The 26,347-nt window shown below is 63.0% G+C and carries 24 protein-coding genes and 1 tRNA gene; 6 read left to right on the forward strand and 19 right to left on the reverse strand.

Annotated features, from left to right (window positions below):
- Nucleotides 1–83 precede the first annotated feature (83 nt).
- The gene (locus N2603_RS17995) at nt 84–1,142 is read left to right on the forward strand and encodes a phosphotransferase family protein (RefSeq protein WP_260389818.1); all 1,059 of its coding nucleotides are present in this window, start codon (nt 84–86) and stop codon (nt 1,140–1,142) included.
- Between the two features lie 361 nt (nt 1,143–1,503).
- Nucleotides 1,504–2,130, forward strand: coding sequence for a LysE family translocator (locus N2603_RS18000; RefSeq protein WP_260389819.1), 627 nt, complete (start codon nt 1,504–1,506; stop codon nt 2,128–2,130).
- Between the two features lie 116 nt (nt 2,131–2,246).
- On the opposite strand, the gene argE is transcribed toward N2603_RS18000, so the two are convergent.
- On the reverse strand, nt 2,247–3,419 hold the full coding sequence (argE, locus tag N2603_RS18005) for an acetylornithine deacetylase (RefSeq protein WP_260389820.1): 1,173 nt from the start codon (nt 3,417–3,419) through the stop codon (nt 2,247–2,249).
- A 977-nt stretch (nt 3,420–4,396) separates the two neighbouring features.
- Nucleotides 4,397–5,182, reverse strand: a complete 786-nt coding sequence (locus N2603_RS18010; RefSeq protein WP_260389821.1) for an SDR family NAD(P)-dependent oxidoreductase — start codon at nt 5,180–5,182, stop codon at nt 4,397–4,399.
- A gap of 134 nt (nt 5,183–5,316) precedes the next feature.
- On the opposite strand from N2603_RS18010, the gene N2603_RS18015 reads away from it, so the two are divergent.
- Together N2603_RS18015 and N2603_RS18020 are read left to right on the forward strand one after the other, a co-directional pair.
- On the forward strand, nt 5,317–6,015 hold the full coding sequence (locus tag N2603_RS18015) for a histidine phosphatase family protein (RefSeq protein ID WP_260389822.1): 699 nt from the start codon (nt 5,317–5,319) through the stop codon (nt 6,013–6,015).
- An 82-nt stretch (nt 6,016–6,097) separates the two neighbouring features.
- Complete coding sequence (locus N2603_RS18020; RefSeq protein ID WP_260389823.1) at nt 6,098–6,865, forward strand: SDR family NAD(P)-dependent oxidoreductase; 768 nt, start codon at nt 6,098–6,100, stop codon at nt 6,863–6,865.
- 165 nt (nt 6,866–7,030) lie between these two features.
- Here the strand turns inward: N2603_RS18020 and N2603_RS18025 are convergent, their stop codons facing one another.
- Nucleotides 7,031–8,257, reverse strand: coding sequence for a serine hydrolase domain-containing protein (locus N2603_RS18025; protein ID WP_260389824.1), 1,227 nt, complete (start codon nt 8,255–8,257; stop codon nt 7,031–7,033).
- Between the two features lie 148 nt (nt 8,258–8,405).
- Between N2603_RS18025 and N2603_RS18030 the strand changes: the two genes are divergently transcribed.
- Nucleotides 8,406–8,481: transfer RNA gene (locus N2603_RS18030), tRNA-Trp, on the forward strand.
- Nucleotides 8,482–8,574: 93 nt separating this feature from the next.
- Here the strand turns inward: N2603_RS18030 and N2603_RS18035 are convergent.
- The 3 genes from N2603_RS18035 to N2603_RS18045 all read right to left on the reverse strand — a co-directional run bounded on the left by N2603_RS18035 (nt 8,575) and on the right by N2603_RS18045 (nt 10,350).
- On the reverse strand, nt 8,575–9,336 hold the full coding sequence (locus N2603_RS18035; protein ID WP_260389825.1) for a glycosyltransferase family 2 protein: 762 nt from the start codon (nt 9,334–9,336) through the stop codon (nt 8,575–8,577).
- Nucleotides 9,337–9,464: 128 nt separating this feature from the next.
- Nucleotides 9,465–9,971, reverse strand: coding sequence for a hypothetical protein (locus tag N2603_RS18040; protein ID WP_260389826.1), 507 nt, complete (start codon nt 9,969–9,971; stop codon nt 9,465–9,467).
- Nucleotides 9,972–9,978: 7 nt separating this feature from the next.
- Nucleotides 9,979–10,350, reverse strand: a complete 372-nt coding sequence (locus tag N2603_RS18045) for a hypothetical protein (protein WP_260389827.1) — start codon at nt 10,348–10,350, stop codon at nt 9,979–9,981.
- A gap of 289 nt (nt 10,351–10,639) precedes the next feature.
- Between N2603_RS18045 and N2603_RS18050 the strand changes: the two genes are divergently transcribed.
- Nucleotides 10,640–12,328 carry a hypothetical protein gene (locus N2603_RS18050; protein WP_260389828.1) on the forward strand — a complete coding sequence of 563 codons (1,689 nt, stop codon included), beginning with the start codon at nt 10,640–10,642 and terminating at the stop codon, nt 12,326–12,328.
- Here N2603_RS18050 and N2603_RS18055 read toward each other — a convergent pair.
- The 13 genes from N2603_RS18055 to N2603_RS18115 all read right to left on the reverse strand — a co-directional run bounded on the left by N2603_RS18055 (nt 12,318) and on the right by N2603_RS18115 (nt 26,345).
- The gene (locus tag N2603_RS18055) at nt 12,318–13,352 is read right to left on the reverse strand and encodes a Gfo/Idh/MocA family protein (RefSeq protein WP_260389829.1); all 1,035 of its coding nucleotides are present in this window, start codon (nt 13,350–13,352) and stop codon (nt 12,318–12,320) included. The genes N2603_RS18050 and N2603_RS18055 overlap by 11 nt on opposite strands.
- A 3-nt stretch (nt 13,353–13,355) precedes the next feature.
- On the reverse strand, nt 13,356–14,561 hold the full coding sequence (locus N2603_RS18060; protein WP_260389830.1) for a class I SAM-dependent methyltransferase: 1,206 nt from the start codon (nt 14,559–14,561) through the stop codon (nt 13,356–13,358).
- A complete protein-coding gene (locus N2603_RS18065) occupies nt 14,554–15,771 on the reverse strand; it encodes a class I SAM-dependent methyltransferase (protein ID WP_260389831.1) in 1,218 nt (405 codons plus the stop codon). The genes N2603_RS18060 and N2603_RS18065 overlap by 8 nt, the downstream gene beginning before the upstream one ends.
- Nucleotides 15,772–16,036: 265 nt before the next feature.
- A complete protein-coding gene (locus N2603_RS18070; RefSeq protein ID WP_260389832.1) occupies nt 16,037–16,609 on the reverse strand; it encodes a hypothetical protein in 573 nt (190 codons plus the stop codon).
- Nucleotides 16,557–18,290: a hypothetical protein gene (locus N2603_RS18075; protein WP_260389833.1), complete on the reverse strand. Its 1,734-nt coding sequence runs from the start codon at nt 18,288–18,290 to the stop codon at nt 16,557–16,559. The genes N2603_RS18070 and N2603_RS18075 overlap by 53 nt, the downstream gene beginning before the upstream one ends.
- Nucleotides 18,291–18,338: 48 nt before the next feature.
- Entirely contained in the window at nt 18,339–20,654 is a 2,316-nt protein-coding gene (locus N2603_RS18080) for a hypothetical protein (protein WP_260389834.1), read from the reverse strand.
- A gap of 2 nt (nt 20,655–20,656) precedes the next feature.
- Nucleotides 20,657–21,634 carry a lysylphosphatidylglycerol synthase transmembrane domain-containing protein gene (locus N2603_RS18085; RefSeq protein WP_260389835.1) on the reverse strand — a complete coding sequence of 326 codons (978 nt, stop codon included), beginning with the start codon at nt 21,632–21,634 and terminating at the stop codon, nt 20,657–20,659.
- A 61-nt stretch (nt 21,635–21,695) separates the two neighbouring features.
- On the reverse strand, nt 21,696–22,274 hold the full coding sequence (locus N2603_RS18090; RefSeq protein ID WP_260389836.1) for a WbuC family cupin fold metalloprotein: 579 nt from the start codon (nt 22,272–22,274) through the stop codon (nt 21,696–21,698).
- On the reverse strand, nt 22,252–22,917 hold the full coding sequence (locus tag N2603_RS18095) for a class I SAM-dependent methyltransferase (protein WP_260389837.1): 666 nt from the start codon (nt 22,915–22,917) through the stop codon (nt 22,252–22,254). Before N2603_RS18095 ends, N2603_RS18090 begins: the two co-directional genes overlap by 23 nt.
- Nucleotides 22,918–22,942: 25 nt before the next feature.
- Complete coding sequence (locus N2603_RS18100) at nt 22,943–23,335, reverse strand: LIC12192 family sporadic carbohydrate cluster protein (protein WP_018647215.1); 393 nt, start codon at nt 23,333–23,335, stop codon at nt 22,943–22,945.
- The gene (locus tag N2603_RS18105) at nt 23,328–24,134 is read right to left on the reverse strand and encodes a sporadic carbohydrate cluster 2OG-Fe(II) oxygenase (protein ID WP_260389838.1); all 807 of its coding nucleotides are present in this window, start codon (nt 24,132–24,134) and stop codon (nt 23,328–23,330) included. The genes N2603_RS18100 and N2603_RS18105 overlap by 8 nt, the downstream gene beginning before the upstream one ends.
- Nucleotides 24,131–25,249 carry a DegT/DnrJ/EryC1/StrS family aminotransferase gene (locus N2603_RS18110; RefSeq protein ID WP_260389840.1) on the reverse strand — a complete coding sequence of 373 codons (1,119 nt, stop codon included), beginning with the start codon at nt 25,247–25,249 and terminating at the stop codon, nt 24,131–24,133. Before N2603_RS18110 ends, N2603_RS18105 begins: the two co-directional genes overlap by 4 nt.
- Nucleotides 25,239–26,345 carry a DegT/DnrJ/EryC1/StrS family aminotransferase gene (locus N2603_RS18115; protein WP_260389842.1) on the reverse strand — a complete coding sequence of 369 codons (1,107 nt, stop codon included), beginning with the start codon at nt 26,343–26,345 and terminating at the stop codon, nt 25,239–25,241. Before N2603_RS18115 ends, N2603_RS18110 begins: the two co-directional genes overlap by 11 nt.
- Nucleotides 26,346–26,347 lie beyond the last annotated feature (2 nt).

Below are 26,347 nucleotides of genomic sequence, written 5' to 3' on the forward strand. Positions count from 1 at the left end.
CGGCTTGACGCAAGTGCATCAGCTGTGGCCCGCTAGGATCATGCTCGACCTGAAATGGTCAGGACTGAAGAGGGAGCGTCACCGTGGCTGACGGCGTCAGGAAAGACGAGGAGTTCTCGGGCACCAAGCCGGTCGAGGAGCGGCATCGTTTCGACGAGCTGCGCCTCGAGGCGTGGATGTGCGAGAACGTCGAAGGTTTTGAAGGCCCGCTGGTCGTGCTCCAGTTCAAGGGCGGCCAGTCCAACCCGACCTATCGCCTCAACACGCCGAAGCGTTCCTACGTGATGCGCCGCAAGCCGTTCGGCAAGCTGCTGCCGTCGGCGCATGCGGTCGATCGCGAGTATCGCGTCATCGCGGCGCTTGGAAAGCAGGGCTTTCCGGTCGCGCACGCCTATGCGCTGTGCCAGGACGACAGCGTCATTGGCGCTGCCTTCTACATCATGTCGATGGAGGAGGGCCGGGTATTCTGGGATCCGACGCTGCCGAGCCAGGATCCTGACGCGCGGCGCAAGATCTTCACCAGCAAGATCGAGACGCTGGCGAAGCTGCACATGTTCGACCCTGTTTCGATCGGCCTCGGCGATTTCGGCAAGCCCGGCAACTATTTCGCGCGGCAGATCGACCGCTGGACCAAACAGTATCGGGCCTCGGAAACGCAGCACATTCCCGAGTTCGAGAAGGTCGCCGAATGGCTGCCCAAGACCGTGCCGGAGCAGGCGCGCGTCTCGATCGTCCACGGCGACTATCGCCTCGACAACATGATTTTCCACGCAACGGAACCGCGCGTGCAGGCCGTGCTGGACTGGGAGCTGTCGACGCTCGGCGATCCCATGGCCGACTTCACCTATCTGCTCATGCAGTGGATCATGCCGGGCCTGCAGGGCGTCGACCTCAAGGCGCTCAACATCCCGAGCCTGGAAGAGGCCGCGCAGATCTACTGCAACGTCACCAGGGTGAGCGTGCCTGACCTCAACTGGTACTTCTCCTACAATCTGTTCCGCCTCGCCGGCATCACCCAGGGCATCGCCGGCCGCATCCGCGACGGCACCGCCGCCAACGCCAAGGCGCTGGAGTCAGCCAAGCGCACCGTGCCGCTGTCGCAGGCGTCATGGCAATACGCGCAGAAGGCGGGCGCGGTGTAGGACTAGCGAAGGCGCGGTCGATGGCCGCGCCTTTTTTGCTTTGGCGCGTCGCTATTTTGCCCGCGAAAGCGGGCAATCCAGTATTCGAGTGACGCCAGTGTACGAACCGAGAAGCCGCGGCGTACTGGATGCCCCGGTCAAGCCGGGGCATGACAGCTGTGATGAGGCGAGCTCGTTCCACCGTCATTGCGAGCGCAGCGAAGCAATCCAGATTCTTTCCGCGGCGGCAGTCTGGATTGCTTCGCTGCGCTCGCAATGACGGGCGGAATACGAGACTCGCAATTCACGCCGTGTCAGCGCCTTTCGCAAGCGACCGTGTCCTTGTATTTCTGTGTGCGCCCAAGCCACGTGAGACCCGCGCATGATCGATCACACCACGCTCATTACGTACGTCCTCATCGTCCTCGGTTTTGTCTTCATTCCCGGTCCGGCGACGTTATTGACCATGGCGCGGGCCGTCAGCTCGGGAACGAGGGTGGGCATCGCGACGGGCGCGGGGATTGCAGCCGGTGACTTGATCCACACCTCGATGGCGATCGTAGGTCTCTCGGCGATCATCGCGACATCCGCGCTGCTCTTCAGCATCGTCAAATATGCCGGCGCGGCGTTCCTGATCTATCTCGGCATTCGCGCCATGCTCGACAAGGCGCCGATCGAGTTGAACGGCGCCGCGCCCGCGATCGGCGCGGGCCGTGCCTTCCGCCAGGCGGTGCTGACCGAAGTGCTCAATCCCAAGACGGCGCTGTTCTTCCTCGCCTTCCTGCCGCAATTCGTGCGGCCGGAGCACGGTGTGATCGCAGTTCAGCTTGCGATCCTCGGCACCGTCTTCGTGCTGCTCGGCCTCGTCAGCACCGTCGTCTTCGCCGTCGGCGCCGGCCGTCTCGGCAATCTGCTGCGCCGCCATCCGACTGTGGTGAAGTGGCAGGGCAAGGTGGTCGGGTCCATCTACTGCGCCGTCGGTGTCAGGCTGGCCTTGCAAGAGCGGTGAGCGCAGCGCTCTGTTCCCACACACTCTCGTCATTGCGAGCGAAGCGAAGCAATCCAGAGTCTTTCCGCGGCGACAGTCTGGATTGCTTCGTCGCTTCGCTCCTCGCAATGACGAGACTACCCCTTCGCACAATGCGCGATCAGCTTCTCCACAAACCCCGCACACTTCTCCAGCTCCGCCATCTCCACGAACTCATCCGGTGTGTGCGCCTGGGCGATCGCGCCGGGGCCGATCACGACCGAGGGGATGTCGGCCATGCTCGCAAACAAACTCGCCTCGGTGCCGAAGGCGACCTTGGCGTGGTCGTTGCGCCCCGCAAGGCTCTTGGCCAGCGTGACGATGGCCGCGTCGGCGGCGGTGTCGAGCGCGGGATAGTCGAGGATCTCCTCGAAGTCGATGCCGCAGTCCGGATGCCTCGCCTTCATCGCCGGCTCGAGTTCCGCCTTGGCCCAGGCGACAATCGCATCCGTGACCTCGCGCGACTCGGTAATGCCGATGCCGCGGCATTCGAAATCCACCGCGCAGGTGTCGGGCACGATGTTCAGCGCGGCACCGCCATGCACGATGCTGGTGAGCAGGGTCGAGTGCGGAACGTCGTAGAGGCTGTCCGTCGATCGCGCAGCCGCGAGCGCCACCGCGCGGCGGCGAATCTCGACGATCAGCTCGGCTGCATATTCGATCGCATTGACGCCGTCGGGCGCGATCGAGGAGTGGCGGGCGAGCCCGTGGAACGTGGCGCGGACGCCGTGCTTGCCCTTGTGCCCGATGATGACCTGCATCTGGGTCGGCTCGCCGATGAAGGCGCCGAGCGGCCTGACCTTCTTCTTCGCGACCTCGTGCAGCATCGGCCGCACGCCGACGCAGCCGATCTCCTCGTCATAGGAGATCGCCAGATGGATCGGCGTCTTGAGCCTGGCTTCCAGCATCTCCGGCACCATGGCGAGGCACACCGCAACAAAGCCCTTCATGTCGGTGGTGCCGCGGCCGTAGAGCTTGCCGTCACGCTCGATGAGCTTGAACGGATCATGGCTCCAGTCCTGGCCCACGACGGGAACCACGTCCGTGTGGCCCGACAGCACGAAGCCCGGCTGGTCCTGCGGCCCGATCGTGACCCACAGCGCGGCCTTCTGCCCGGTCTCGTCGGTGATGCGCTCGCCCTTGATGCCGAACGCGGCAAGATAGCTCTCGATATGGGCGATCAGGGGCAGGTTGGTGCGGTCGCTGATGGTGTCGAAGCCGACGAGGTCGGCGAGGAGTTTTCGGATACGGTCGGGTCTTGAGCTTGGCATTGTCACGGTCTTGTCAGGGAATGGAGGCTGAGCTGCCTGCAGGAACCATACCAATGCGATGGCCGGTCGGGCAAATCAACACAGTTCCGTAGCCCGGATGAGCGTAGCGACATCCGGGAAGGCTCGTGCCGTGAATCCCGGATGTCGCTTCGCTCATCCGGGCTACAATTCCTTGCGTTGTCCGTCGGGCAAAACACGCCATCCATTGGTCGAGACCGCTCGCCGAAAATATTCCACTTTACCGAAATTCGGAATTGGCGGATAGTGCGCGCACTCCGGCCAAGGAAGAGGGGCGTATCGCGATCGTCACGAACGCGGGCCGGGCGGCGGTGGACGTGAGTTGCACCGGCGCGAAAAGCTTCGCAGGGCAGGCAACTGTGAGCGAAGACCTCGCGCCAGCGACAGGTGCGGTTCGCGTACGGCAAAATCGTGTGGTCCTGACGCCCGGGGTCTGTGCGTCAAGTCTTGCGGTGATGTTGCGGCCCGACCGGGTCCGCGCATCAGTCATCCGCATGGCGACGGGGGCAATAGTGCATCGCTCCCCGAGGAGATCACGACATAAGCCGTAAAACCACTGCGCAGGGAAGGCCGGATGTTTGGCTTCACCTGTATGCCGCTGTGCAAATTCTCTGTTGCCACCTTTCGCACAGTGGACCGTGGGTGCCCGGCCGGCACCCGGTCTTCCCTGCGCCCTCTTTCACTGGGGGCAGCCAAGCAAAGCTCGGGCGGAAGATGCCGCGAGGATGCGAAGCTGTGTCTGCGAGGGAAACGCGAATTGAAGAAGCGATGCCGTCACCCCACACTCCGTCATTGCGAGGAGCCCTTGCGACGAAGCAATCCAGAGTCTTTCCGCAGAGGCACTCTGGATTGCTTCGCTGCGCTTGCAATGACGATGTGGATGCAGTGTGCGCGAAACTTGGGTCTCGCGCTCCGGACGCTTGCGCGCTGCGTCGCGTCCGGGACACGAGAGCACGTGCCTAAACCGGCTTTCCCGTATACGGCATCGATGCCGTCAGGCCGCCGTCCACCGGGAACGCCTGGCCGTTGACATACGAGGCCTCGTCGCTTGCCAAAAACAGTCCCATCGCCGCGAGCTCGTGCGGCTGGCCGGGGCGCTTCAGCGGATTGAGCTGGCCGATCTTGTCCTGGGTGCCGCGCTCCTTGGCGCGGTCGAAGATCGGCTTGGTCATGCCGGTTTCGATCAGGCCGGGACAGACCGCGTTGATGCGCACGCCGGTGCCGGTGAGCGAATAGGCCGTGGTCTGCACCAGGCTGATCACGCCGGCCTTGCTCGCAGCATACGGATGTCCGCTTGCGCCGGCCTTGAGGCCTGCGACAGAGGCGGTGAGCACGATCGCGCCCGATTGCTGCTTCACCATATGCGGCATCGCGTATTTCACCGCGAGGAACGGTCCGATCAGGTTGACGCGCAAAATCTCCTGCCAGTGCTCGACGGTCTGCTCGGCGAGCGGGACGAGCCCGCCGGAGACGCCGGCATTGGCCCAGATCACGTCGAGCCGGCCATGCGTCTTCACCGCCTTGTCGATGACGGCGATCACGTCCTTTTCGGAGCTGGCATCGGCAACCATCGCTTCCGCGACACCGCCGGCCTTCTTGATCTCCGCGACGGTCTCGTTCACCGCCTCGGTGCGATCGACCGCGATCAGTTTTGCGCCTTCCTTGGTGAACAGCAGCGCGGCCGCACGACCGATGCCGCTGCCGGCGCCGGTGATGATGACGGATTTGCCTTGCAGACGGCCCATGCGTTTCTCCCTGTGGTGCCTCGCGCGACGCTTGCCGCGCGGCGGAATTTCAAACAAGATTTCAAACGGTAAAGTGTCTTGAGACACGTTGCCTACTCACGTACAGCGACATCAGACGGGATGGAAGGGTTTCGATGGCAGCCGAAGACAAGCCGAATGTGGTCATGACACGGTGGTGGTGGGTCCGTCACGCGCCGGTGCGCAATGACGGCGGCAACATCTACGGGCAGAGCGATATCGCCTGCGACACCAGCGACACCTATGTGTTCAATGCCGTTGCCAAAGTGCTGCCACGCAAGGCGGTCTGGTATTCGAGCAATCTTCAGCGAACGCATCAGACGGCCGAAGCGATCTGGGCGGCCGGCTTTCCGCGGCCTGCCTCGATGAAATGGGAAGCGGACCTCGCCGAGCAAAATCTCGGACGCTGGCAGGGCATGAACCGGGCCCAGTTCATTGCCAGTCGTCCCGTCGGCACCAGCTGGTTCGCGGACATCAACGAGCCGGCGCCCGGCGGCGAAAGCTTCATGGATCTCTACAATCGCACCCGCCGCACCATCGAGCGGATCAACAATGAGGCGGCTGGGCAGGACATCATCGCGGTCGCGCACGGTGGCACCATCAAAGCCGCGGTGGGGCTCGCGCTCGGTGACTTGCCGGAGCAGGGGCTCGCGTTCGATATCGACAACGTGTCGGTGACGCGGCTCGACTATTTCGCAAGCCCGGAGCGCACCGTCTGGCGGCTGCCGATGGTCAATCAGCAACCGTGGATCGCGGATGACGCGCACGCGGCGATGCATCAGCCGGCAGGACCGGAAGTCAAGAAGCTCGCCTGAATGAGCTGTCATTCCGGGACGGTCCACAGGACCGGACCCGGAATCTCGATGTGAATACGAAGATCAATCTTGGGAGAGAAACATGACCTTGTTCGACATGAAGGGGAAAGTCGCTGTCATCACGGGATCGACGCGGGGAATCGGGCTTGCGATCGCCGAGCGCATGGCCGAGCACGGCGCCAAGGTCGTGATCTCCTCGCGCAAGGCCGACGTGTGCGAGCAGGTGGCGAAAGGCATCAACGACAAGTTCGGCAAGGGCACCGCGGTCGCGGTGGCCGCCAACATCTCCTCGAAGGAGAATCTGCAAGACCTCGTCGACGAGAGCAACCGCGCCTTCGGCAAGATCGACGTGCTGGTCTGCAACGCGGCATCGAATCCGTATTACGGCCCGCTCGCCGGCATCTCCGACGATCAGTTCCGCAAGATCCTCGACAACAACATCGTCGCCAACAACTGGCTGATCTCGATGGTGGTGCCGCAGATGATCGAGCGCAATGACGGCTCGGTCATCATCGTCTCCTCGATCGGCGGCCTGAAAGGCTCGACCATCCTCGGCGCCTACGCGATCTCGAAGGCCGCCGACATGCAGCTCGCGCGCAACCTCGCTTGCGAATACGGCAAGCACAACATCCGCGTGAACTGCATCGCGCCAGGCCTGATCAAGACCGACTTCGCGAAAGCGCTGTGGGACAATCCGGAGAACCTGAAGGCCTCGACCTCGCGCTCGCCGCTGCTGCGCATCGGCATCCCCGACGAGATCGCCGGCGCGGCCGTGTTCCTGGGCTCGAAGGCCGGCGACTTCATGACCGGCCAGACCATGGTGATCGACGGCGGCGCGACGATTAGTTGAGCTCAGCGATGAGCTGAGTGTTTCGTGTCCCGGACGCAGTGCGGTGCGTAGTACCGCACTGCTGAGCCGGGACCCAGAAGGTGAGAGGGCGGGATCGCGGAGGCATAGGCCCCGGCTCTGCGCAGCAACGCTAAGGGCGTTGCAGCGCGTCCGGGGCACGAGACTTCACTCCACCGCCGCGTAAACCAGATCCCGCACCAGGGTCCGCGTATAGTCGCGCTGCCCCGGCCCCTGGCTCATGAACACCGCGAACAGGTCCTCCTTCGGGTCGATCCAGAAGAACGTGCCCGCGATGCCGCTCCAGAAATACTGGCCGACGCTGCCGGGGAAGGGCGCGACGCCGGCCTCGCGGCGCACCGCAAAGCCGAGGCCGAAACCGTGGCCGGGCGAGAGCAGCGTGCCGTTGATCTTCACCTCGGGCCCAAGGTGATCGGACGCCATCAGCTCCAGCGTCTTGCGGCCGATGATCCTGTTGCCGTCGAGCGTGCCGCCGTTGCGCAGCATCAGCGCGAAGCGGGCATAGTCCATTGTGGTCGAGACCAGACCCCCGCCGCCGGATTCCATCACCGGCTGCTCCAGCGTGTTGAACAGCGCGACCTTGTCGCCGGTCCAGGGATCGGCTGCGAACGGCTCGGCGAGCCTGGTGGCGTTGGCCCCGGAGGTCGCAAAGCCGGTCTCGGTCATCTGCAACGGCGCCAGGACGCGGTCGGTCAGGAAGCTGCCCAGCGACTTGCCGCTGATGACCTCGATGATGCGGCCGAGGATGTCGGTGGAGCGGCTGTAGTTGAACTCGTCGCCGGGATGGCAGACCAGCGGGAAGCTCGCCACCAGCGCCGCGTGCTCGGCATTGGTGATCTTGCGGCTCCGGACGCGGGACTCCTGGTAGAGCTTGTGCACGGGCCCGTCACCCTGGTGCTCATAGGTCAGGCCGGAGGTGTGGCGGAGCAGGTCCTGCACCGTCATCGCCCGCCTGGGCGGAACCAGCTCCAGCCTGCCGCCGCTGACCACGCCGACCTTCTGGCCGGCGAACTCCGGAATGAACTTGGCCACGGGATCGCCCAGCAGGAGGTGGCCGTCCTCGACCAGCCCCATGACCGCAACCGAGACGATGGGCTTGGTCATCGAGAAGATCCGGAAGATCGAATCGCGCGCCATCGGCGCCGCGCCCGCCGGGCTCTGCCTGCCGAGCGCCTCGAACCAGCCGACCTGGCCGCCCCTCGCCACCAGCACCGTGACGCCGGGGACGGTCCCCTTGTCGACCTCGCGCTTGAAGGCGTCCGACATGGCCTGGAGGCGGGGGCGGGACAGCCCCAGCGTCTCGGGCCTGGCTTCCGGCAAAGGCGGCGTCTGGGCTGCGGCGGCGGGATTAAGGGCGGCTTGGGCGGCGTTCATGCGGGCTCCCGGGTTGTTCTTGTCGTTCGGGACGGACTGTCGCCCAGAAGTCGCGGTGTGAACAAGCGGCCCTTGTGCGCTTCTCCCTTGCAATCCGGTCGCCCCCTGTGCTTGAAAGCGGCCCTGAGCCGCGGCGACGCAGGTTCGTAGGAGTGTAGCTCAATTGGTAGAGCACCGGTCTCCAAAACCGGGGGTCGCAGGTTCGAGCCCTGCCACTCCTGCCAGCAAAATCAATCACTTAGGTCGAATTTTGGCGGGGCGGGGATAAGTAAGCCCGGTGGCGGCTGTTGTCCGCCACAGCAGGCCTTGTCGGTGGATCAGCGGGCGGAGGTCCGGCCGGCTTCGGCGGGAACCTGGCTGAGATCGACGTCCCGGATGGGAACGCGGCGGAGCAGCGAGAAGATCGTCCCGCCGAGCTCGAAATAGGTCCGCAGCCGCAGCGCACGGGAAGAGCCCTTCAACTCCGCATTCAGGCTGACCGGCACCTGCACATAGGTAAGGCCGAGCTGGAGCAGCGAGATCAACGCACAGATCTGATAGCCGTAGCCGTCGGCCTTGACCGCGATCTGGCGCAGCCATCTCACGGGGTAGACGATCATGCTGTGGTAGTCCGACAGCCAGAAGCCGAACAGGCAGTTCAGGATGAAGCGCAGCGAATGCGACTGGATCGAGCGGTTGACGGAACGGTCCGATTGATTGTCGCGGTGGGTGATCACCATGTTGGCGGCGCCGACCGCCTTGAACATCCTCTCAATGCCTTCGTTCTGGAAGGCATGATCGCCGGGGATCAGCGTGATGGAATCGAATTTCGCGCGCGACAGGGCGTATTCGAAGCCGGCGCCGACACCCCGCCGCTCGGCGTTATGATGAACAATGATCCGCCGGTCGCTGGCCGCGAATTCGTCCATGATCGCGCCGGTGGCGTCGGTGCTGCCGTCGTCGATCAGAAAGATCTCGAAATCGTCCAGCAGCTCGCGTGCAAGCGGCAGCACGCCGTCGATGGTGTCGGCGATCTTGTCCTGCTCGTTCAGAGCAGGGATGACGATCGTAAGCCTTTTTGCCGCCCTGGAAGGTGTCATAATATAACCCGTCGCCGGCCACTCGGTACTGTTGGAACCCCACCCACAACTCTAGGTGATCGAAACGCGGCCGACAATATCGGTCCCGTCAATCAGGTCAACGCAAGTGCGTTGCATTCGGGCAACAACTAGTCGACAAAATCGTATAGCCCGGTATCGCCGATGCCGAAGGCACGCCGCAGGCGCCCGATCCGGCCGGCCGTGATCTGCCCTGCCGCCGTCACGGCAAACCGCGAATCGACCTGCTCGACCAGACCGCCGTCCATCAAGATCCCGGTCCGCCCCCGGAACAGAGCTGGAACTTGCCGTTCCACGACGTCCGACAGCGGAGCCGTCCGCTCGGGCCGCTCGGCAAGACCCAGCAGGATGTCCAGCGAGACCGATTTGTAGACTGCGCCGAAAGCGAAAACGTAACCCATGACGCCAAAGCCGAAAATCGATGCAGCGTCCCAATAGCGGAATTGCGGAACGGTCAAGATGCCGAGCAGCACGCCGAGAAGATGCGAAGCGACGGCGGTGATCGCGAGCACGATCACCGGTGCAAGCGACCATGCCCGAGCGCGCGCGACGAACTGCAGGACAGGTGCCAGCACGGCAAAGGCGACGGCAGCGATGAAACCGACAGCGAATGACATCGTGACGCTATCCAAGCCCGGTTGAGAAACGAACGAACTTGACGAAATGCGCCACCGCGAGCCCCTTGGCCGTTGGCGCCAATTTGCCGTCGGCCATCATCACCATTCCCGAACCGATCAGCAGCTTCAATCGATTGTGCGCGAAGGTGCCGAGATCTCCGCCCCGCATGTAGGCCGCAGCCCATTGCTCCAGCGTGAGGGGAGATCCGGCCCGGGCGAGCGCCGTGAGCAGCGTCAGGGTAAAGCCCCAGGCCAGCAGGCTGAACAGGACGTAGCAAAGCATCATCGCCGTCGCCAGGAGGAGGAGGCCGCTGACCACGTCGTCGAGATGCCTCGGCCCCGGAATTGCGATACAGGCGATCACAAAAAGTACCACCATGCTGAGACAGCCCAGCCGAAAACGGCGGCCAGCTCCGCGAATGGCAGTGATACGTGCAAAGCACAGCAACAGCAGCGGAAGCGCGACACTGAGACAGATCGCAGTGGTCTGCGCCGGGCCCGGAAGGAAGTTCATCGCGGAAAATCGCCTTGGACGCCTTGGACGCCTTTGGTGCCGACCAGCCTGTGCGGTGTCTATAGGAGGTCGGATTTTTGGGGTCAATGACCTATCGAGATCCGGTCATTCGGCCCTTGCGGCGCTCAGATAGGCATGCGAATTCTTGCCGCCGATGCGTTCCCTTTCCCCTCCCGGCACAATGCTGCGCGCGACAGTCGTTCTGCTGGCGCTGCTGCTGGTCGCGCATGCGCCGATGCTGCTGAACGACGGCCTCTTCATGGACGACTGGCTGGTGCTCAAGCCGCGTCCGGACTACATGATCGACATCGATTTTCTCCTGTCCGGTGCCGGCCACCCGGTCTTCTACAGCTACGATACCATCGCCAACTGGACCGGTGCGCCGGTCGCCGTGATGGTGGCGCTGGCCTTCGCCGGAATTCTCCTCGGCGCCACCTGTCTGGTGCTGACCGCAACGCGGCTCGATCTGCTCGATCGCGCCGAGGCGGTCGGCTTCGCGCTGATCGTCTGGACTTATCCCGGCTATCAGCTCTGGGCGGGCAAGGCGAATGCGGTCTACGTGCTCAGCTTCGGGCTCCTGTTCGTCGGCGCGTGGCTCCTGACGCTCGCCTTCGGTGCTCATGGCCTGCGACGCGTTCTTCTTCGCGTCGCCGCCGCGCTGGTATTCCTTCTGAGTTTCGCGCTCAACTCGACGATCGTCCTCTATGCCTTCGTGGTGCTCGGTCTCTTCGTCGCGATATGGCGCAACGGGGACGCTACGCACGGCTTCGTTCGCCGCACATGGCTCGCAGCCTGGCGCTGCGCTCTGGGCTATCCGGAATTGATGGTGCTTCCTCTGGTCTATTGGGGCGCGCTCAACGTCTGGTTCAAGCGGATCGGCGTGTACGCGCAGCACTATGGCGCGCATTTCCCGACGCTCGGCGAGTTGGCGAACGGCTGGAAGGCGTTTTTCATCACGAGCTATTGGGACATCGTGGTCGGCGCGCTCAAGATGACAATCCAGGCACCGGCGCCGCTCGTCGTGGCCGCGCTCCTCGTCGGCGCGGCCTTGTTGTTGTGGTGGTCCGAGGCGAGGCCGACCACCGCGAAGTATACGGTTGCCGCGCCGCTCTTGCTCGCCGTCGTGCTGTTTCTCGCCTTGTCGTTTCCCTATCTGGTCGCCGGCTTGCGGCCCTCCAGCTTGCACTTCTATGAGAGCCGTCATCTACTGATGTTCGGCCTGCCATCGGCGTTGGTCCTTCTCGGTCTCAAGCGATGGGTCGAACACGTGATCGGTCCGAAGGCGGCCTTCGCGCTCGTGTTCGGAACTGGATCGGTGCTGTCGATCGGCCTGCTGTTGAACACATACATCTTCATGCAGGCGAGAACCCTCAAGCAGGAAGCTCTTGCGAACGATCTTGCGAACCGCGCACAGCCGGCAGCAACGGTCTTTGCGATCGATGATGGTTTCGTCGATTACCCGTCCCGGCACGTGCCGTTCGGCCTGGCCGAGGTCACCGGCATGCTCCGCCTGGCCTGGGGTGGTCAACCCTTCTTCGGATTTGCGTTGCGGGCCGAGCGGCCGACCATCCTCCAGGAAATGGAAATGGCGCGGACGGCGCCGGGAAGCGCGTTCCGTCATTTCGATCCGTCCGGGCCGCAGGCGACGATCTTGTTCCAGCCGGGTCCCGGCGCGGCGCCGAACCAGGCTCTGGTGCGCAAGTACTACGCGTGCCGTCTGCTGTCGCGTTGCGACGTATCACAGCTTCTGCGGCAACTTGCGGAGGTGACCATAAAGCCGGGTCCGATCGCGGGCATAGTACCGCTCGATCGCCCGAAAGCGGATGCAATGCCTAGCCGCTGACCTGCCGGTTCCAGATCGCCTCGGCAAGCGCAATGTCGGTCACCGAATCTGCGCCGGATGCAAGTGGCGTCCTTCGCTCGACGATGTCGGCGACGAACGCATTGGCCTGACGCCGGAACGCCCAACTGCCTTCGCCCGTCAAGCGCGTGATTTGGTCGCCCTGGTCGAGGATGACATCCGCCTCCTGCTCGGCAAAGGGCGGCGGCAGTTCAATGGTCACCGCGCCGCGCTCGAACTCGATCCTCAGTCCCTCTCGCCACGGACCTTCGGACCCGTTCGCAAGCTGCAGCGCGCAGGCAACGCCCCCGAAGTCGAGCGTCACCGTCGCAGTGCCGGAGGTCTCGACCAAGCTATCGGCGACCGTCGGCGATGATCCGAGCAGGTAGCGCGCGAGGTTGATGATATGACTGAACACGTTCAGAAAGTTGTCGTAGCCGGGCCGTAGTGTGCCCGGCATCCAGTCGGGACCATCCTGCCAGAGCTCGAGCCCGTCCGGCCGGGTTTCGCCGGTCATGACGAAGTTGTCGTGCGATCGGCCGGTGTCGCCGCCGAAGCACCAGCCTCTTGCTCCGACGATGCGTCCGAGTGAGCCGTCTGCGCGCAAACGCGTCAGCTTGTCCAGCGCGCGCGCTACGCCGGCGTCGTGACGCTTCATGTAGCCAATGCTGTAGACGAGGTGCTGGCGCCGCGCAGCTTCGACCAGCGATGCGGCCTGAACCGTCGTGTAGGCCATCGGCTTCTCCGACAGCACGTGCCGGCCACTGTTCAACGCGTCCAGCACGATCGGGCCGGTGGCGCGGCGCTTCGTCACGACCACGACGGCGGATACCTCGCTATCCGCGAGCAGCTCGCGGTGCGTGCCGTAGATCCGCGAGATACCGAATTTCTGCGCGGCGGCGGCCGCCAGATCGGGCCGGAGATCGGCGATCGCGACGACGCGGCAGGCGGGATTGGCAGCGAAATTGGCGAGGTGGCACATCTGGCCGACCATGCCCGTTCCGATCATGCCAATGCCTGGCCTCACTGGCTAGGATCCCTCGAGGCGCTTCCGGACGACGAGGAAATGCGCCGGCTGACCCCAGGTGTTGATGAACGCCGGGTCTGACTGGGTAAGGGCGGCGATCGCGGAGGCATCGCGCCGCCCGATCGCGCTGAAGATGCGATGGAAGCTGTCGAGCGTCGCCGTGATGGCTTCGATGTCGGAAGCATCGTCGGCGAGAATGTCCGTCGTCAGGATCGTCTCGCGCAACGAAGCGAGGCTCGCGATCACGCGCGGCAGGCTGTCGCCGAAGGGCTCGTCGATCATCCTGTCGACATCGAGCACCAGCGCTTCGATCGAAGCCGAGATCGCGCTCACCGCGTCGGCCTGGCCGACCAGATAAAGCTTCCGTCCGCCGAGGAAGCTCAGGCGGCTGCGGTCGAGGTGGCGCGTCGCGCGACGCAGCTTCTCGTCCGCCGGCAGGACCTTCTTGTGCCAGTAGACGTCCAGGCTGTCACGATAGGCGGGCCATGCCGAATGGATGTCGAACCCCTGCTCATGCGCCGCCGTGCAGAGGGCGCCCGAATCGAGGAAATACCGGTATCGGACGAACGGATTTTCGAGCACGTCCATCAGCCAGGATTCGAAGCTGCGGGTGTGCGGAATGCTGTTCCACTTCGCCTCGAACAGCGACTTCGCCGTTTCCAGCGCCGGTCGGCCCGTCAGAGCCTTGCCTGCGGCATGGATCGCCTTGAGCGCGAGCTCGAAGAAGCCGCCATAGCGTTCGTAATAGGAAACGACGGCATAACCGTCCGGATTGAGCAGCCGGTGGAAGATGCCGAGCCATTTTTCGCTCGGCTGCACCGTGTAGATGAATCCTTCGGCGTCGATGATGTCGAAACGCCGATCGCTGTGAAACCCCTCGACATCGGCCAGCGCGAGTTCGCGCAGACGATCGGTCAGGCCGAAATGCGCGAAATAGGCCTCGATTTTCGGATGCGCATGCCGGTTCGGTTCGGCGAGCGTCATGTTCGCGCCCCAGCCGGCAAACACGAGGGCGTTCTCGCCGGAATCAGGACCGAATTCGAGCACCTCGGCGTCGCGGAACAGCCGCGGCGGCAGCACGAGCTTGTCCGAAAACAGTTCGCGCCGCTGGCTGGCATATGCGTCGAGTTCGGCGGCCGATTTGAAATTCCCGAACGTTGGCAGGACGTCCTGACGTTCGTAGTAGTTGAAGAGCTTGTCGTCAGCCATGCCGCGACCCTGCGGCCGCTTCGAGGCGATCGAGCTCGCTCCAGATATCGGAGGGCGCGAAGATGGAGACGATGTGCAGCGGGCGCTTCACGCTCTCGCGCAGCCGGCTGCTGACCTTGGCCTCGTTCTCCTGGTTCACGGCCAGAAGACAGACGAGCGCGTTCGACTTGCCGGTAAGATCCTCCGGCGAGCGGATCGGGATCCCGGTGCCCGGCAGGAACAGCCCCTGGCGCTCCTTCTGGTCGTCGACCGAGAGGTCGATGAGATCCGCCAGCTCATGCGCATTGGTGAAGGTGCAGGCGCGGCAGCCGGCGCCATAGATGGCGATCTCGGCACCGCTGGCGCGGGCCTTGGCGAGGATCGGTCGCAGGCGGGCGCCATACTCCCTTGCGCGCTGACCGAATTTCTCGCCGACGCCGGCCGGGGCGGGCGGGGGCGTCACCTGGTGCGCGGCGCGGCGGGCCGCGATCGCGAGGCTGCCGCCGCTGAAATTATACTTCTTCACGGACACCGCTTCGAAGCCGTGGCGCGCCAGCAGGGCGAGCAGGGTCGGCTCGGTGAAATAGCTGACGTGCTCCTCCCAGAGGACGGAGAGGTCTCCGGCCGTCGAGCCGGGTGCGAAATCCGGCACGTCGATGAACAGCAGCCCGTCGTCCTTGAGCGCGATCTTCACGCAATCGAAAAAGTTCTCGAAATCGACGATGTGCTCCAGCACCTGGCGCGATACGACGAGATCGAACTTGCCGGCCTGCGCCACGGCGTCGTGACACATCGCCGGGCTGATCATATCGGCATAGACCTTGATGCCGCGCTCGCGCGCGATCTTGCCCGATACCGGGTTGGGCTCGACGCCGACCAGGACCTTCGCGCCGCGCTCGCGCAGCTTGTCCATGAACAGGCCGTCGTTGCAGCCGATCTCGAACACGGATTGGTGCTTCGAGAATTTCGCGATCGTATCGAGCTCGTCGACCTGGTGCGGCTCAGGCTTCCAGCTGCTGAAATTGTAGTTGAACTGCCGATACAGGATGTCGGGATCGATCGGCTTGACGATCTGAGGCAGACCGCACTCGCCGCAGGCGAGTACCTCGAACGGGTACCGTTCGTCCTGCTCGTTCCGGCTGTGTCGAAGCCGATGCGCAATCGGCATCAATCCGAGGTCGATGACCGGTCGCAGGTCGGTCGAATGGCAGAGGCGGCAATGATCGGTCACGGGTCTAGCTCTTTGCAGGAAACGTTCTGAAGTTGTGGCCCCGAGCCATTACGGCCCGCAACTGGCATTGTACGGCTATATAGGGCCCCAGCGTTCACCTCAATTGATAAGTTAAGATCCCGCACTGTTCGCAAGTACCCTCTCCGATCGACGGACGCGTGAAAAAAAGAGCCGATTCGACGGGATTTTGCCGTGACAATCTTGCGTGAGGCCGGCCTCGCGAAACCGTCGGCGTCGCCTTGCCGTGCGGCACATCCGCAAGGCGCTATTCTTCATGTTTGGTAGAGTGTTGCCGGGATCGCCATGCGGCAAGCACTGCAATACCCTCCCAATACTCTTTGCTTCCTCCGGTCACACGACTGCGGTTCCGCAGCTCGGTGATTGCTGCAACTTGTGCGTCGCTCATTTGGACTCCCAAACCCTTCCACGTCAGCAATATGTAGTCAGCTCCGACATGGAGCACGTCCAGATCGCGCTGCATGCTATCCGGATCAAAAAGCGGGCTCTGCCCGTGTGCCCAGAAATCGAGCCTGTTGCTCTCGATGTAAAAGGCATTCACTTCGTGCCGACGCAAAGCGGCGATGCTGAGCGGAGGCGGTCCGAGCAGAACGTCTCCATAGTCAGGCAGGAACACCGGATGCAGGGTGTCGACCACCCGGCCGGATGGCAGGAGAGGGGATTCGGCGCAGGTCGGCAGGAAGCGCAGAGCGGAATTGACGGGCAGAATGTGCCAGCCGGACGGAACGTGGCGTGAGACCTCCAGACAGCGGCGAGGATCTAGATCGTCAAAGGAAGGGGAGGTGCCAACCAAACCAATGCGACCAGTGACATATGCCAAGGCACCCCCGACGCGCGCCCGGGTTATCTCGCCCTGCGACCTTGCCACTACGGTTGCAACCAAGGCCGCCAGACAGATCGCAATTGTCGCAGCAGGCAGGGGAGCCGACATGGTTTTGCAATCGGTATCGTTGAAAGACGCCGGCAAGGGGCACGATCACTGCAATGGCAATCAGAGGCGTTGCGACCGATCGGAAAGCAAGCATGCGCTCGAGACTTCCATGCGAAGTGAGAGTGATGAGGCAAACTACGGCGAGCAAAGAGAGACCCAGGCCGATGGCGAAGGGGCCGTTCCCCTGTGGTCGCCGCACGCCAAGCAAGGCGGCGCATGCGACAATGAAGACAGGGTATGCCCAGAAGTTCGCCGCAAAAAACAAGCCGGAGAGCACCGTCCAGAAGCGATGCGCCGCGGCCACGACGTCGAGCATCGAAAATCCGGCATATTTGATGCCCTGCGCGTTGTTCACGTAGACCATGAGGTCCAAGCTGGAGATTTGACGAAAGCGCTCGACGTTGATGAGAGGCATAAACACGCCGATCGGATTCACCTCGGCGATGCCGAGATAGATCTGATTGACCAGGAGGCTAAGAGCCGCTGTGCCAAGGCCGATTGCGGCCACCACGAGCGGCCGTACCATACCGCGTGGGCCGTGAGCGAACCAGCCGGCTCCCGCTCCCGCCATCAAGAATGCTGCGGCGATGATTGCGGCTTGAGGGATCATGATCGCGATGGATATAACGGCCGGCACCAAGGCGCGGAAGATCACGCGAACCTTTGTGGTGGCATAGAGCAGCCCGGCCCAACATACAAACAGGAGGAAGGCTCCTGTCTCGTAGTGAAAGCGTCCAGTTTCCAGTCCGATAAAGCTCGACCACATTGCGATCAAGGTCGCGCAGCCCGGCAATATCCAGCCCGTTGTGAGTCGCGCTGCGATGCGATGGACCAATGCCGCGATGGATAGCAAGTAAACAACGGAAAGCACTTGATGAGCCATCGGACCTGCGAAGCTCACAAGCAACATATCGGCCCCATGGCCGCGGCCGAGCAAGAACCAGAACAGCTTCGGTTCGTCGGGATTGAGCCAAAGAGTATGTCGGTTCTGCAGGTCGGCGAGAAGCGGAAGATAAAGCTGTGGAATATCACCGCGGGTCGCGTCGAGCACAACGCCCTTCACGAGCAGGAGGACGAGGGCGGATAAACCCAGCAGCCCGACCAGCAGCCATTCGGCTGCCGTAGATAGTGTCCAATGGCCGCGGGATGGTCGAGCCAGCTGCCGCGCAAGATACCAGGCTACGATGGCCGTCAGGAATGGGACGGTGATCCACCGGAAGAGCAACCCGGCCGCACCGAGGCAAACGCCAATCAAGCTGCAGAGAGCCGCGCCGCCGAAGAATTGCAGCACGAGCAAGTCGGCGGTGTCGAGGTAGATATCCTCGTCGGCGAGCGGGCTAACGAGCAGGGCCCCCATTCCGACAAACGCGAGAGCGACATAGGGAGCGAGGATAGCGAGACACAAGCTGTTCCACGCTGTGAGGAAGCCGCCGCTGAAAAATTGGACCTCGGGAGGAATCCTCACCAAAAGGCCGAACGCGGCGATGAGGAAGGGAGCTGTCATCAAGACGGCGCGCGCACTCGCTTGCCAGCGGGGCCCGCCCCAAGACAGGTATCTGCTGAAATGCATCCGAAGTCTCCGTGCAGGATCGCTGCCCGCCGTCAAATTGCCAACCCTTCAGCGGCACTTAGAGAGTTGCTCGAGATGCTTGAGATCTCTGCGCGTGTTGTTTGATGGCAGACGGTGCTTGATTGATTCAAATGGTTCCACGCCATAAGCTTCTCGGTAGATATCTTTCGATCTCGCTCTTAGCGTCGAGATTTCGGTCTCAGCATCTGGACGCATCGGTTGATCGCCATTCTGCCACGTCAACAGCCAGTAGTCCGGGGTCTCGATGCGAACAGTAAAGCGCTTCGCCAGTTCGTCTTTCTGGAAGAGATCAGAGAACCCATTTAGCCAAAAATCGCAATTCTCCTTCTGGACGTAAAAGAGATTCACTTTCAACGCACGAAGTGCGGACTCTGCCGTATCTGCAGTTCCCAGCGCGATCTTTTCGAAATTGCGCGCGACATCGCTCTGATAGGTATGAATGACCTTGCCGCGCGTGAGCAGGGGCGAGAAATAGCATGGCACCATCGCGCGATAGCCGTTGAGGGGCAGAATGCGATCAGAGCCCGTCGATTGCTGCAGCACGTCACATCGTTGCCAGTCGACCTCAACACGCGGCATCTGGCGAAGCGGGCGCCCGGTCGCAAAAGCAATGGCACCGTCATCCCTGAAGCTGCGCCACGGATACGAAGCGGTCGTCCAGGCGCAGGCGATCAAGAGCGCCAGGACAGCTACATCAGGAGCGTGGCGCCCGGCGAACCAAATCGGGGTCAGTCGCCGAACGATGAGTAGGCCCCAACAGGCGATTGCGACGGTCGCAAGCGGGATTAGTGCGTTGGCATGAATGGATAGTCTGGTCAGGCTCGGAATGTTCAAGGTCATATCCAGGAGCCGGACGCTGGCTAAGTAGGCGATAACGATGAAAGCCCCAGCGGGATTGGGCAGCGTCCGCGACTTCGAGATGTCGGAGCGATCGGGAAACAGCTTCCAGTCGATGAAAGCTACGGCCAAAGTCGTCGTCGCGAGAAGAATAGCAACCAGGAGAATGGACTTGATCTGCTTGAAGAAAGCGAACAAGCCCGCCTTGCCGAGGAAGTCGCTGACCTCCAGCGACTGCGTCAGCACAAAGTAGTCTAGAATATCGAGGCTGCCGAATTGCGAGAAGCGCTCTGACGATGCGATGCTCCGAAACAGGGAGTATGGGTTGGTTGCCGGGATTCCGAGGTAAAGATAGTTGAAAGAGAAGGCCAGTGTGCACCCAGCGATCGCTCCCACTCCGAGCAGCGCGCCTGTCATGACGCCGGATAGGTCGCGCTGAAGCGCCTTGGCGAGCACCCCCAACGCCGAAATCAAGAAGACAAGCGCGACGTAGAGCGGATAGGAAGCGGCAACGGCAAAGGCGCAAATGCCGGCGGCAAGCCTGTCTCGATCTTGGGAGGACCGAATGACAACCAGCAGGAAATAGACGAAGAACGCCGCTGTCTGAAGGTGGTACTTTCCGAACTCCATGATGTGGAGACCGGGGGTGACGCTCGGCATGGTCCTGGGCCAGGCAAGACCGAGAATTGCCAGGCCGAGTGCAATCGGTACCGTTGCGGCTTGCCACCGCCGTCCCAGAAACTGCAATGGCAGAATGAGTTGGGCGAGCTCGAAAATGACCGCACCGATACCGACGAAGTAGAGAAATGAAATGATCTGGGCGACGTGCGGAGGCAGAAACGTCCCCAGCCACAAATGCAGCCCGTTTCCGTGGCCGATCTCGAAGTCGGAAAAGATGGGGTTGTCGTCCGCAAGCCAGATGCTGTGATTTCTCGCGACCTCCGCAAGATAGGGTGCATAGAGCTGCTGAACGTCGGTCGAAATGACGTCAGGTATGACGGCGCGATCCAGAAACACCGCTGCCAGAAGCCAAAGACCGAGCAGCGATGTTGCGATCAGCGGGAGAGCTAGCGCGAGTTTCTGCGGTCTCCAGACGCTTCGCATATCCCACAAGAGAATAGCGATCGATAACCCGAGCACGATTTGCGGATATAGAAGTGACAGAACGCCGAACCCAAATCCCGTCAATATGAGCGTGGCCGCGCCGACGAAGAATTCGTCGACGAGCCGAGCGGATTCGTGCTTGATGAGGGAGAACGTCAGGCGGCCGGTCGCTATGACGAGCCAGCCGAGATACGGTGTCAGGATGATCCAGGCGATAACGTAGAATCGCGTTGCCCAACCGCCCTCGAACACCAGCGCCCGGTAAGTATCGGGCCGATTTAGGCACCAGATCGAAACAGCGGCCGGCGCGAAGACAAGCACGCGCCACAGCCACGCCTCGAGGCTGGTGGGCAAGTGCACCTTGGCAGCTCCCATAGCTTGATCTTGTCCGCTGTTGCCCATTGCTAAATCGATGCGGCGTCAGTCCGTTCGGCGACGGCCCTTGCGTGGTCCGTGCTGAAATTGGCGCGCTCCGGTGCGACTAGCCACACCAGGCCGCCGAACAGTCCCACGATCAGGCCGCCGAGGCCGAGCAAAACCGATATCGCGAGCGCCTTGTCGGATGCGATCCCGGTCAGGCCAAGCGCAGCAACCATTGCGCCTTCTCGCACGCCCCAGCCTCCGATCGAGATCGGAACCGCGGACGACAGAATGACAAGCGGAATAAGAACGAATGCACCAAGCGGGGAGAGTGGCGCGTCGAGGCCGATCGCGAGGACGTAACAGGCTGCGATCGTGATCAGGTGGATGATGATGGCAGCCGTGATCAACGTCCCACGCCCTTCAGCCGCCAGTGGAGCCCTGACCAGCATTGCAAACTGCACGATCCGGTCCGGCAGGGCCGTGATGATGCGGGGCGGCCAGCGATCCAGCGTGAGCAGGGCGATCAGGCCGAAACACGCGACTACGAGAACGATGAGAATCGCGAACAGGAGCGAATTATCGCTGACTCGTGACAGCAGGAACGGCATTCCTGCCAGTATGACGACACCAAGCGCCAACAGGGCGAGGAAGCGATCGGCCACGATGCTGCTGATGGTTGGCGACCATTGAACGCCGTGACGCCGCAGCATCCAGATGCGGACCGCGTCACCGCCCGCGGGCAGCACCTGATTGAAGAAGGTGCTGATGATGAGAATGCGCCAGCCGGGCAGCCAATCCAGGAGCACGTTCATGGCGCGCAGGATCAGGATCCAGCGGTGACAGAGCGCGAAGGTCTGGAGGAACAGCAGCAGCACTGCAAGTGCCAGCATGTCCAATTTGACAGCGAGAAGATCGGCTTTCAGGGACGACAAATCCTGGGCACGCAGCAGCAATACGAGAATACCGATCGAGACAGCGAACTTGGCCAGAGTAACCAGTGCTTTTGCAGGCGGCTTCATTGGCTGGTGTCGTCCTCGATCATTCGCGGCGGGATCGTCGAGCAGCGATAGCGGTCGGAGTCTATTTTCTCGCCAGATGCTCGGTGGCGAGCGTACCAGTCCTTGTCACGTAGTCCTGCACGGCGGCGGCATCGCTGCCATCAGGCGCCCAATCGGGGAATGCCGTGCGGGAGGGGTCGAACGGGCCGGCGGTGGTTTCGTGAAACACCAGCCATTCCGAGGTGATCAGGATCGAGTGGAAGACCTTTTCCGGCATGCGGTAATAGCAGCGCTTGCCCTGGCCGTAAGGCGCCATCTCGAGCACATCGCGAATGCGGCCGTCGTCCTCGAAGATCACGACCTGCGCGGTGCCTTCGATCACGTGAAACGATTCAGGTTTGCCAAGATGCTTGTGGGGCCGGACGTAGGCCTCGCGATGATGCACGATGAGCATCTCGTGCAGGCCGGAGGCGGGATCGGGATGCGTGCACAGGCGGCTGCGCAGGCGCGGGTTGCCGGCGGCGATGCGCTTCAGCTCCGCGATCGTGGCATCGTCCGCGGTGACGATGGCGTCGTCGGAATAGTAGACTTCCGGATTTTGCGCGCGCAGCGAGGTCGGCGGGCGCGAACGCGCCGTCTCATTCGAAGAAGATGAACCCATGATCGCCCCGATAGCCGCATTTGTCGTAGATCCAGGCCCATGTGTCCGGACCGTGGAAGCTCAGGCAGGTGAGCTGCCAGTAGAGGAGGTTCGCCTTCTCGCGCTCATTGCGGAACGATTCCACCATCAGATATTTCGAGGTGCCGCGTCCGACCCGTTCGATCTCGGGCACCGCGCGGAAGACGTCCTCGAGCGGAAGGTTGTGCAGCACGCCGAGCGACACGACGAGATCGAAGCTGTGGTCGGGGTAGGGGAGCTCGACGGCGCTGCCGACCCTCAGGTGTGGCCGCACCTCCTCCTTGGCGTTGGCGATGCCATAGTCGGAGATGTCGATGCCGGCGATCGTGATGTCGGGGATGAGCTGGGTGAACTCGTAGAGCAGATAGCCCTTGCCGCAACCGACGTCGAGCACGCTCATGCCGGGCTTGATGCCGTAGCGGTCGATCAGGGTCTGGGCGAGCGGGCGCCACCTTCCGTCATAGCTATATCCGCCATAGCCGTAGCGCCGGTCGCCGTCCCAATAGTCGCGTCCCCATTGCCGGGCGACGGTCGCCGATTCCGCCTTGTCATGCTCGACCACGCGCTGAACGTAGTTCCGCTTGGTCGACGCGTGCATCGGCTGGAGCAGGTTGACCTCGGCCATGGTCGTTAACCGGATCGCGGCATCGTCACAGGATGGTCGCGAATTTGTTGACGAGCAGGATGTCCTCGACCGCCTGGATGTCCTTCGGCGACGAGAGCGTGATCTCCTCCACGGCCGCGTGCAGATCGCAGCCCTCGCGCAGCACGCGGTCGTAGATCTGCCGCCGCCGCGCCTCGTCGGGCGGCAGCATGAAGATGCTGTAGAGGATCAGGCCGTTCAGACGGGGTAGCTCGTCCAGGATGTCCTCGAGCACCATGTAGCTGCCGGGCATGATGTGCTCGACCGCGCTGAGCAGATATTGCAGGTTCTTGCGCCGCGCATAGTCGCGGATCACGATGTTCTGGACGTGCTGCGGGGTGCGGCTGCCGTTCAGCGGTCGGGCGCCGATATAGCCGCGGTGGCCGGCTCGCTCAGCCATGGAAACCTCCCGGCAGCTTGTACTGCATGCCGACGCGCGTCGCCGGACGCAGCAGGATCGGCTCGAAGAACTCGCCGAAGCGCTTGTCCGCGTACGGCGACATGATGCTCTTGAACCGGCAGTTCATGCTCCAGCGCGTGCCGGCTTCCTCGTTGACGCGATTGCCGTGCATCAGGGTCTGGTTGAACAGCATCACGTGGCCGTAGGGAATCTCGATGAAGGTTGCGTGCGGCTTGATGGTCTTGTACAGCTCCTCGGCGCTGCGCAGGCTTGCCATCCGGTCCTGCATGTCGCCATTCAGCGACGGCGGCAGCAGATACATCGCTTTGGTGTGGTGGACATCCACCAGCGGCACCCACACCACGACCTCGAACGGCGAGTCGCCCGACCAGACATCGGAATGGGTGGCGAGCAGCGAGGAATCGTCGCCGGGCATCTGGATGCTGAGATTGACGCGGCGCTGCATGCAGAGCTCGTTCCCGACGATCGTTTCGATCGTCGAGCGAGCCAGGCGGAAATAGGTCGGGCGGAACCAGGCCTCGGCGTTGAGGCCGTTGAAGACGTGCAGCCGCAGGCCGTTGAGATCGTCGACGCTCACGCGCGTATGGATGCTGTCGAGCATCGCATAGGGATCGTTGCTGTGCGGCAGCTTCAGATAGTCGGCGGCCAGTTCCGCGGCGCGCCGTTGGATGCGGTCGAGCCCGGCGCGGTCGTCAGCCGGCGTGGTCACGAAGCCATTGTCGATGAAGCGCTGCGCCAGCGCCTGCTCATCGGCCTCGAGGAAGTCCGTATCCGTCATGCGAAGTACTCCCGGGCGGTCGCGCAGATATCGCTGATATCGGCGGCCGAGAGGAACTGGTTGATGGGAAGGGTGAGGATCTGGTCCGCCTGCCGCTCGGTCACCGGAAACGCGCCGCGACCGTGACCCAGATGCGCTGCCGCCGGCTGCAGATGGATCGGGACCGGATAGTGGATCGCGGTCTCGATGCCCTTGTCGGCCAGATAGGTCTGGAAATCGTTGCGACGGTCGGTCTGCACGACGAAGGTGTGGAAGGTGTTGAACTCGATGTTGCGGCAGGGCGGGATGAACAGCGGCAGGCCCGCGAGCTCGGCGCGATATTGCGCGGCGTTGCGCCGCCGGCGTTCGATCACAGAGGGCAGGTGGCGCAGGCGAATGCGAAGCACCTCCGCCTGCAGCGTGTCGAGCCGCGACACGAGGCCCCATTCCTGGACGTCGCTGCGGTTGATCAGGCCGTGATTGCGCAGCCGGCGGATTCGTGCGGCGAGCTCTGCATCGGCGGTGACGAGGAAGCCTGCATCGCCCGCGGCATTGAGATTCTTCAGGGGATGCGCGGAGAAGCAGCCGAACGTTCCGACAGTTCCGCTCATGCGCCCATCATAGGTCGAGCCGACGGCCTGCGCGCTGTCCTCGATCACGGCGAGAGCGTGCTTGCTCGCGATCGCCATCAGCGGGTTCATGTCGGCCATGCGCCCGGTCAGATGCACCGGCATGATCGCCTTGGTGCGCGGCGTGACGGCCGCCTCGACGGCGGCCGGATCGATGTTCTGGTCCGGCAGCACGTCCGCAAAGACCGGCGTGGCGCCGACCGCGATGATCGCTGCGGTCGAAGCCACGAACGAATTCGGCGGGGTGATGACCTCGTCGCCGGGACCGATGTTGAGCGCCCGCATGGCGAGGATCAGCGCATCGGTGCCGGAGTTCAGCGTCACCACATGCGGCGAGCCGAGATAGGCCGACAATTCGTCCTCGAGCTTTGCGACCGCCGCTCCGCCGATGAAATCGCCGCGCTGGAACACGCCTTCCACCGCCTGCATGATCTCGGCGCGCTCTTCCTCGAACTGCGCGGGAAGATTGACGTAACCGATGCGCCGGCGGCCGGTGTCAGCGTCCATGGCAGAACTTCCTGACGGTCTCGATGACGCGGTCCTGCTGAGCGCGCGTCAGGTGCTGATCGACGGGGAAGCTGATGACTTCCTTTGCATGGCGGTCGGTGACTGGGAACGTGCCCGGTGCGTAACCGAGATGCTTGAGGCCCTCCTGCTGATACAGCGGGATCGGATAGTGGATCTTGGCCTCGATGCCGTTGTCCAGGCAGTACTTGTAGAGCTCGTCGCGGCGTTCGGCGAACACCATGTAGAGATGATAGACGTGCTTCACGTTGGGGCGGCGCGGCGGCACGCGCAGGCCGGGCAGGCCGGCGAGGCCCGCGTCGTAATAGGCCGCGTTCTCGATCCGGCGGCGCGTGATCTCGCTGGTCTGGCCGATCAGCCAGTTGCCGACGACGGCCTGCAAGGAATCGAGCCGTGAATTGCAGCCGAGGATCGCGATCTCGTCGCGGTTCTTCATGCCGTGGTTGCGGATCAGGCGGAGCTTCTCGTTCATGCCGTCGTCATTGGTGACGACGACACCGGCATCGCCCCAGACGTTGAGGTTCTTGAGTGGATGCAGGGAGAAGCCGGCCGCGATGCCGTGGGTGCCGGACCGCTTTCCGGCGAACTCGGACAGAATGCCCTGGCAGGCATCCTCGACCACGGGGAGGTTGTGGCGCTGGGCGATCGCCATCAGCTTGCCCATGTCGGTGACTTCGCCGGTCAACTGGACCGGCATGATCGCCTTGGTCTTTTTGGTGATCGCGGCCTCGACGTAGTCGACGTTCATGCAGAAGGAATCGTCGCAGTCGACCAGCACCGGCGTCGCGCCGGTCTCTGCGATCGCGCCGACCGTGGCGATGAAGGTGTTGGCGGCGGTGATGACCTCGTCGCCATGGCCGATGCCGAGCGCCTTGAGCGGCAGCTTGAGTGCATCGGTGCCTGATCCGACGCCGATGGCGTGACGCACGCCGATCAGCTCGGCAAAGCGCTTCTCGAATTCGGCGACGGGCTTGCCAAGAGTGAAGTCACCGGTCGCCACCAGGCGGCCGATCTCGGCGAGGATCGGTGCGGGATCGGCGAATTGCTCGAGCAGGTAGGAATATCGAACGTCGTACATGT

The sequence above is a fragment of the Bradyrhizobium huanghuaihaiense genome (assembly GCF_025200885.1).
In the GTDB taxonomy this organism is placed as follows: domain Bacteria; phylum Pseudomonadota; class Alphaproteobacteria; order Rhizobiales; family Xanthobacteraceae; genus Bradyrhizobium; species Bradyrhizobium huanghuaihaiense.

Excerpts from the sequence above, each read along its gene's own strand:
- N2603_RS18000 (WP_260389819.1), top strand. The coding sequence starts at position 1,504 with ATGATCGATCACACCACGCTCATTACGTACGTCCTCATCGTCCTCGGT.
- argE (WP_260389820.1), bottom strand. The coding sequence starts at position 3,419 with ATGCCAAGCTCAAGACCCGACCGTATCCGAAAACTCCTCGCCGACCTC.
- N2603_RS18010 (WP_260389821.1), bottom strand. The coding sequence starts at position 5,182 with ATGGGCCGTCTGCAAGGCAAATCCGTCATCATCACCGGCGCCGGCAGC.
- N2603_RS18015 (WP_260389822.1), top strand. The coding sequence starts at position 5,317 with ATGGCAGCCGAAGACAAGCCGAATGTGGTCATGACACGGTGGTGGTGG.
- N2603_RS18020 (WP_260389823.1), top strand. The coding sequence starts at position 6,098 with ATGACCTTGTTCGACATGAAGGGGAAAGTCGCTGTCATCACGGGATCG.
- N2603_RS18025 (WP_260389824.1), bottom strand. The coding sequence starts at position 8,257 with ATGAACGCCGCCCAAGCCGCCCTTAATCCCGCCGCCGCAGCCCAGACG.
- N2603_RS18035 (WP_260389825.1), bottom strand. The coding sequence starts at position 9,336 with ATGACACCTTCCAGGGCGGCAAAAAGGCTTACGATCGTCATCCCTGCT.
- N2603_RS18040 (WP_260389826.1), bottom strand. The coding sequence starts at position 9,971 with ATGTCATTCGCTGTCGGTTTCATCGCTGCCGTCGCCTTTGCCGTGCTG.
- N2603_RS18045 (WP_260389827.1), bottom strand. The coding sequence starts at position 10,350 with ATGGTGGTACTTTTTGTGATCGCCTGTATCGCAATTCCGGGGCCGAGG.
- N2603_RS18050 (WP_260389828.1), top strand. The coding sequence starts at position 10,640 with ATGCGTTCCCTTTCCCCTCCCGGCACAATGCTGCGCGCGACAGTCGTT.
- N2603_RS18060 (WP_260389830.1), bottom strand. The coding sequence starts at position 14,561 with ATGGCTGACGACAAGCTCTTCAACTACTACGAACGTCAGGACGTCCTG.
- N2603_RS18075 (WP_260389833.1), bottom strand. The coding sequence starts at position 18,290 with ATGCATTTCAGCAGATACCTGTCTTGGGGCGGGCCCCGCTGGCAAGCG.
- N2603_RS18080 (WP_260389834.1), bottom strand. The coding sequence starts at position 20,654 with ATGGGCAACAGCGGACAAGATCAAGCTATGGGAGCTGCCAAGGTGCAC.
- N2603_RS18085 (WP_260389835.1), bottom strand. The coding sequence starts at position 21,634 with ATGAAGCCGCCTGCAAAAGCACTGGTTACTCTGGCCAAGTTCGCTGTC.
- N2603_RS18090 (WP_260389836.1), bottom strand. The coding sequence starts at position 22,274 with ATGGGTTCATCTTCTTCGAATGAGACGGCGCGTTCGCGCCCGCCGACC.
- N2603_RS18095 (WP_260389837.1), bottom strand. The coding sequence starts at position 22,917 with ATGGCCGAGGTCAACCTGCTCCAGCCGATGCACGCGTCGACCAAGCGG.
- N2603_RS18100 (WP_018647215.1), bottom strand. The coding sequence starts at position 23,335 with ATGGCTGAGCGAGCCGGCCACCGCGGCTATATCGGCGCCCGACCGCTG.
- N2603_RS18105 (WP_260389838.1), bottom strand. The coding sequence starts at position 24,134 with ATGACGGATACGGACTTCCTCGAGGCCGATGAGCAGGCGCTGGCGCAG.
- N2603_RS18110 (WP_260389840.1), bottom strand. The coding sequence starts at position 25,249 with ATGGACGCTGACACCGGCCGCCGGCGCATCGGTTACGTCAATCTTCCC.
- N2603_RS18115 (WP_260389842.1), bottom strand. The coding sequence starts at position 26,345 with ATGTACGACGTTCGATATTCCTACCTGCTCGAGCAATTCGCCGATCCC.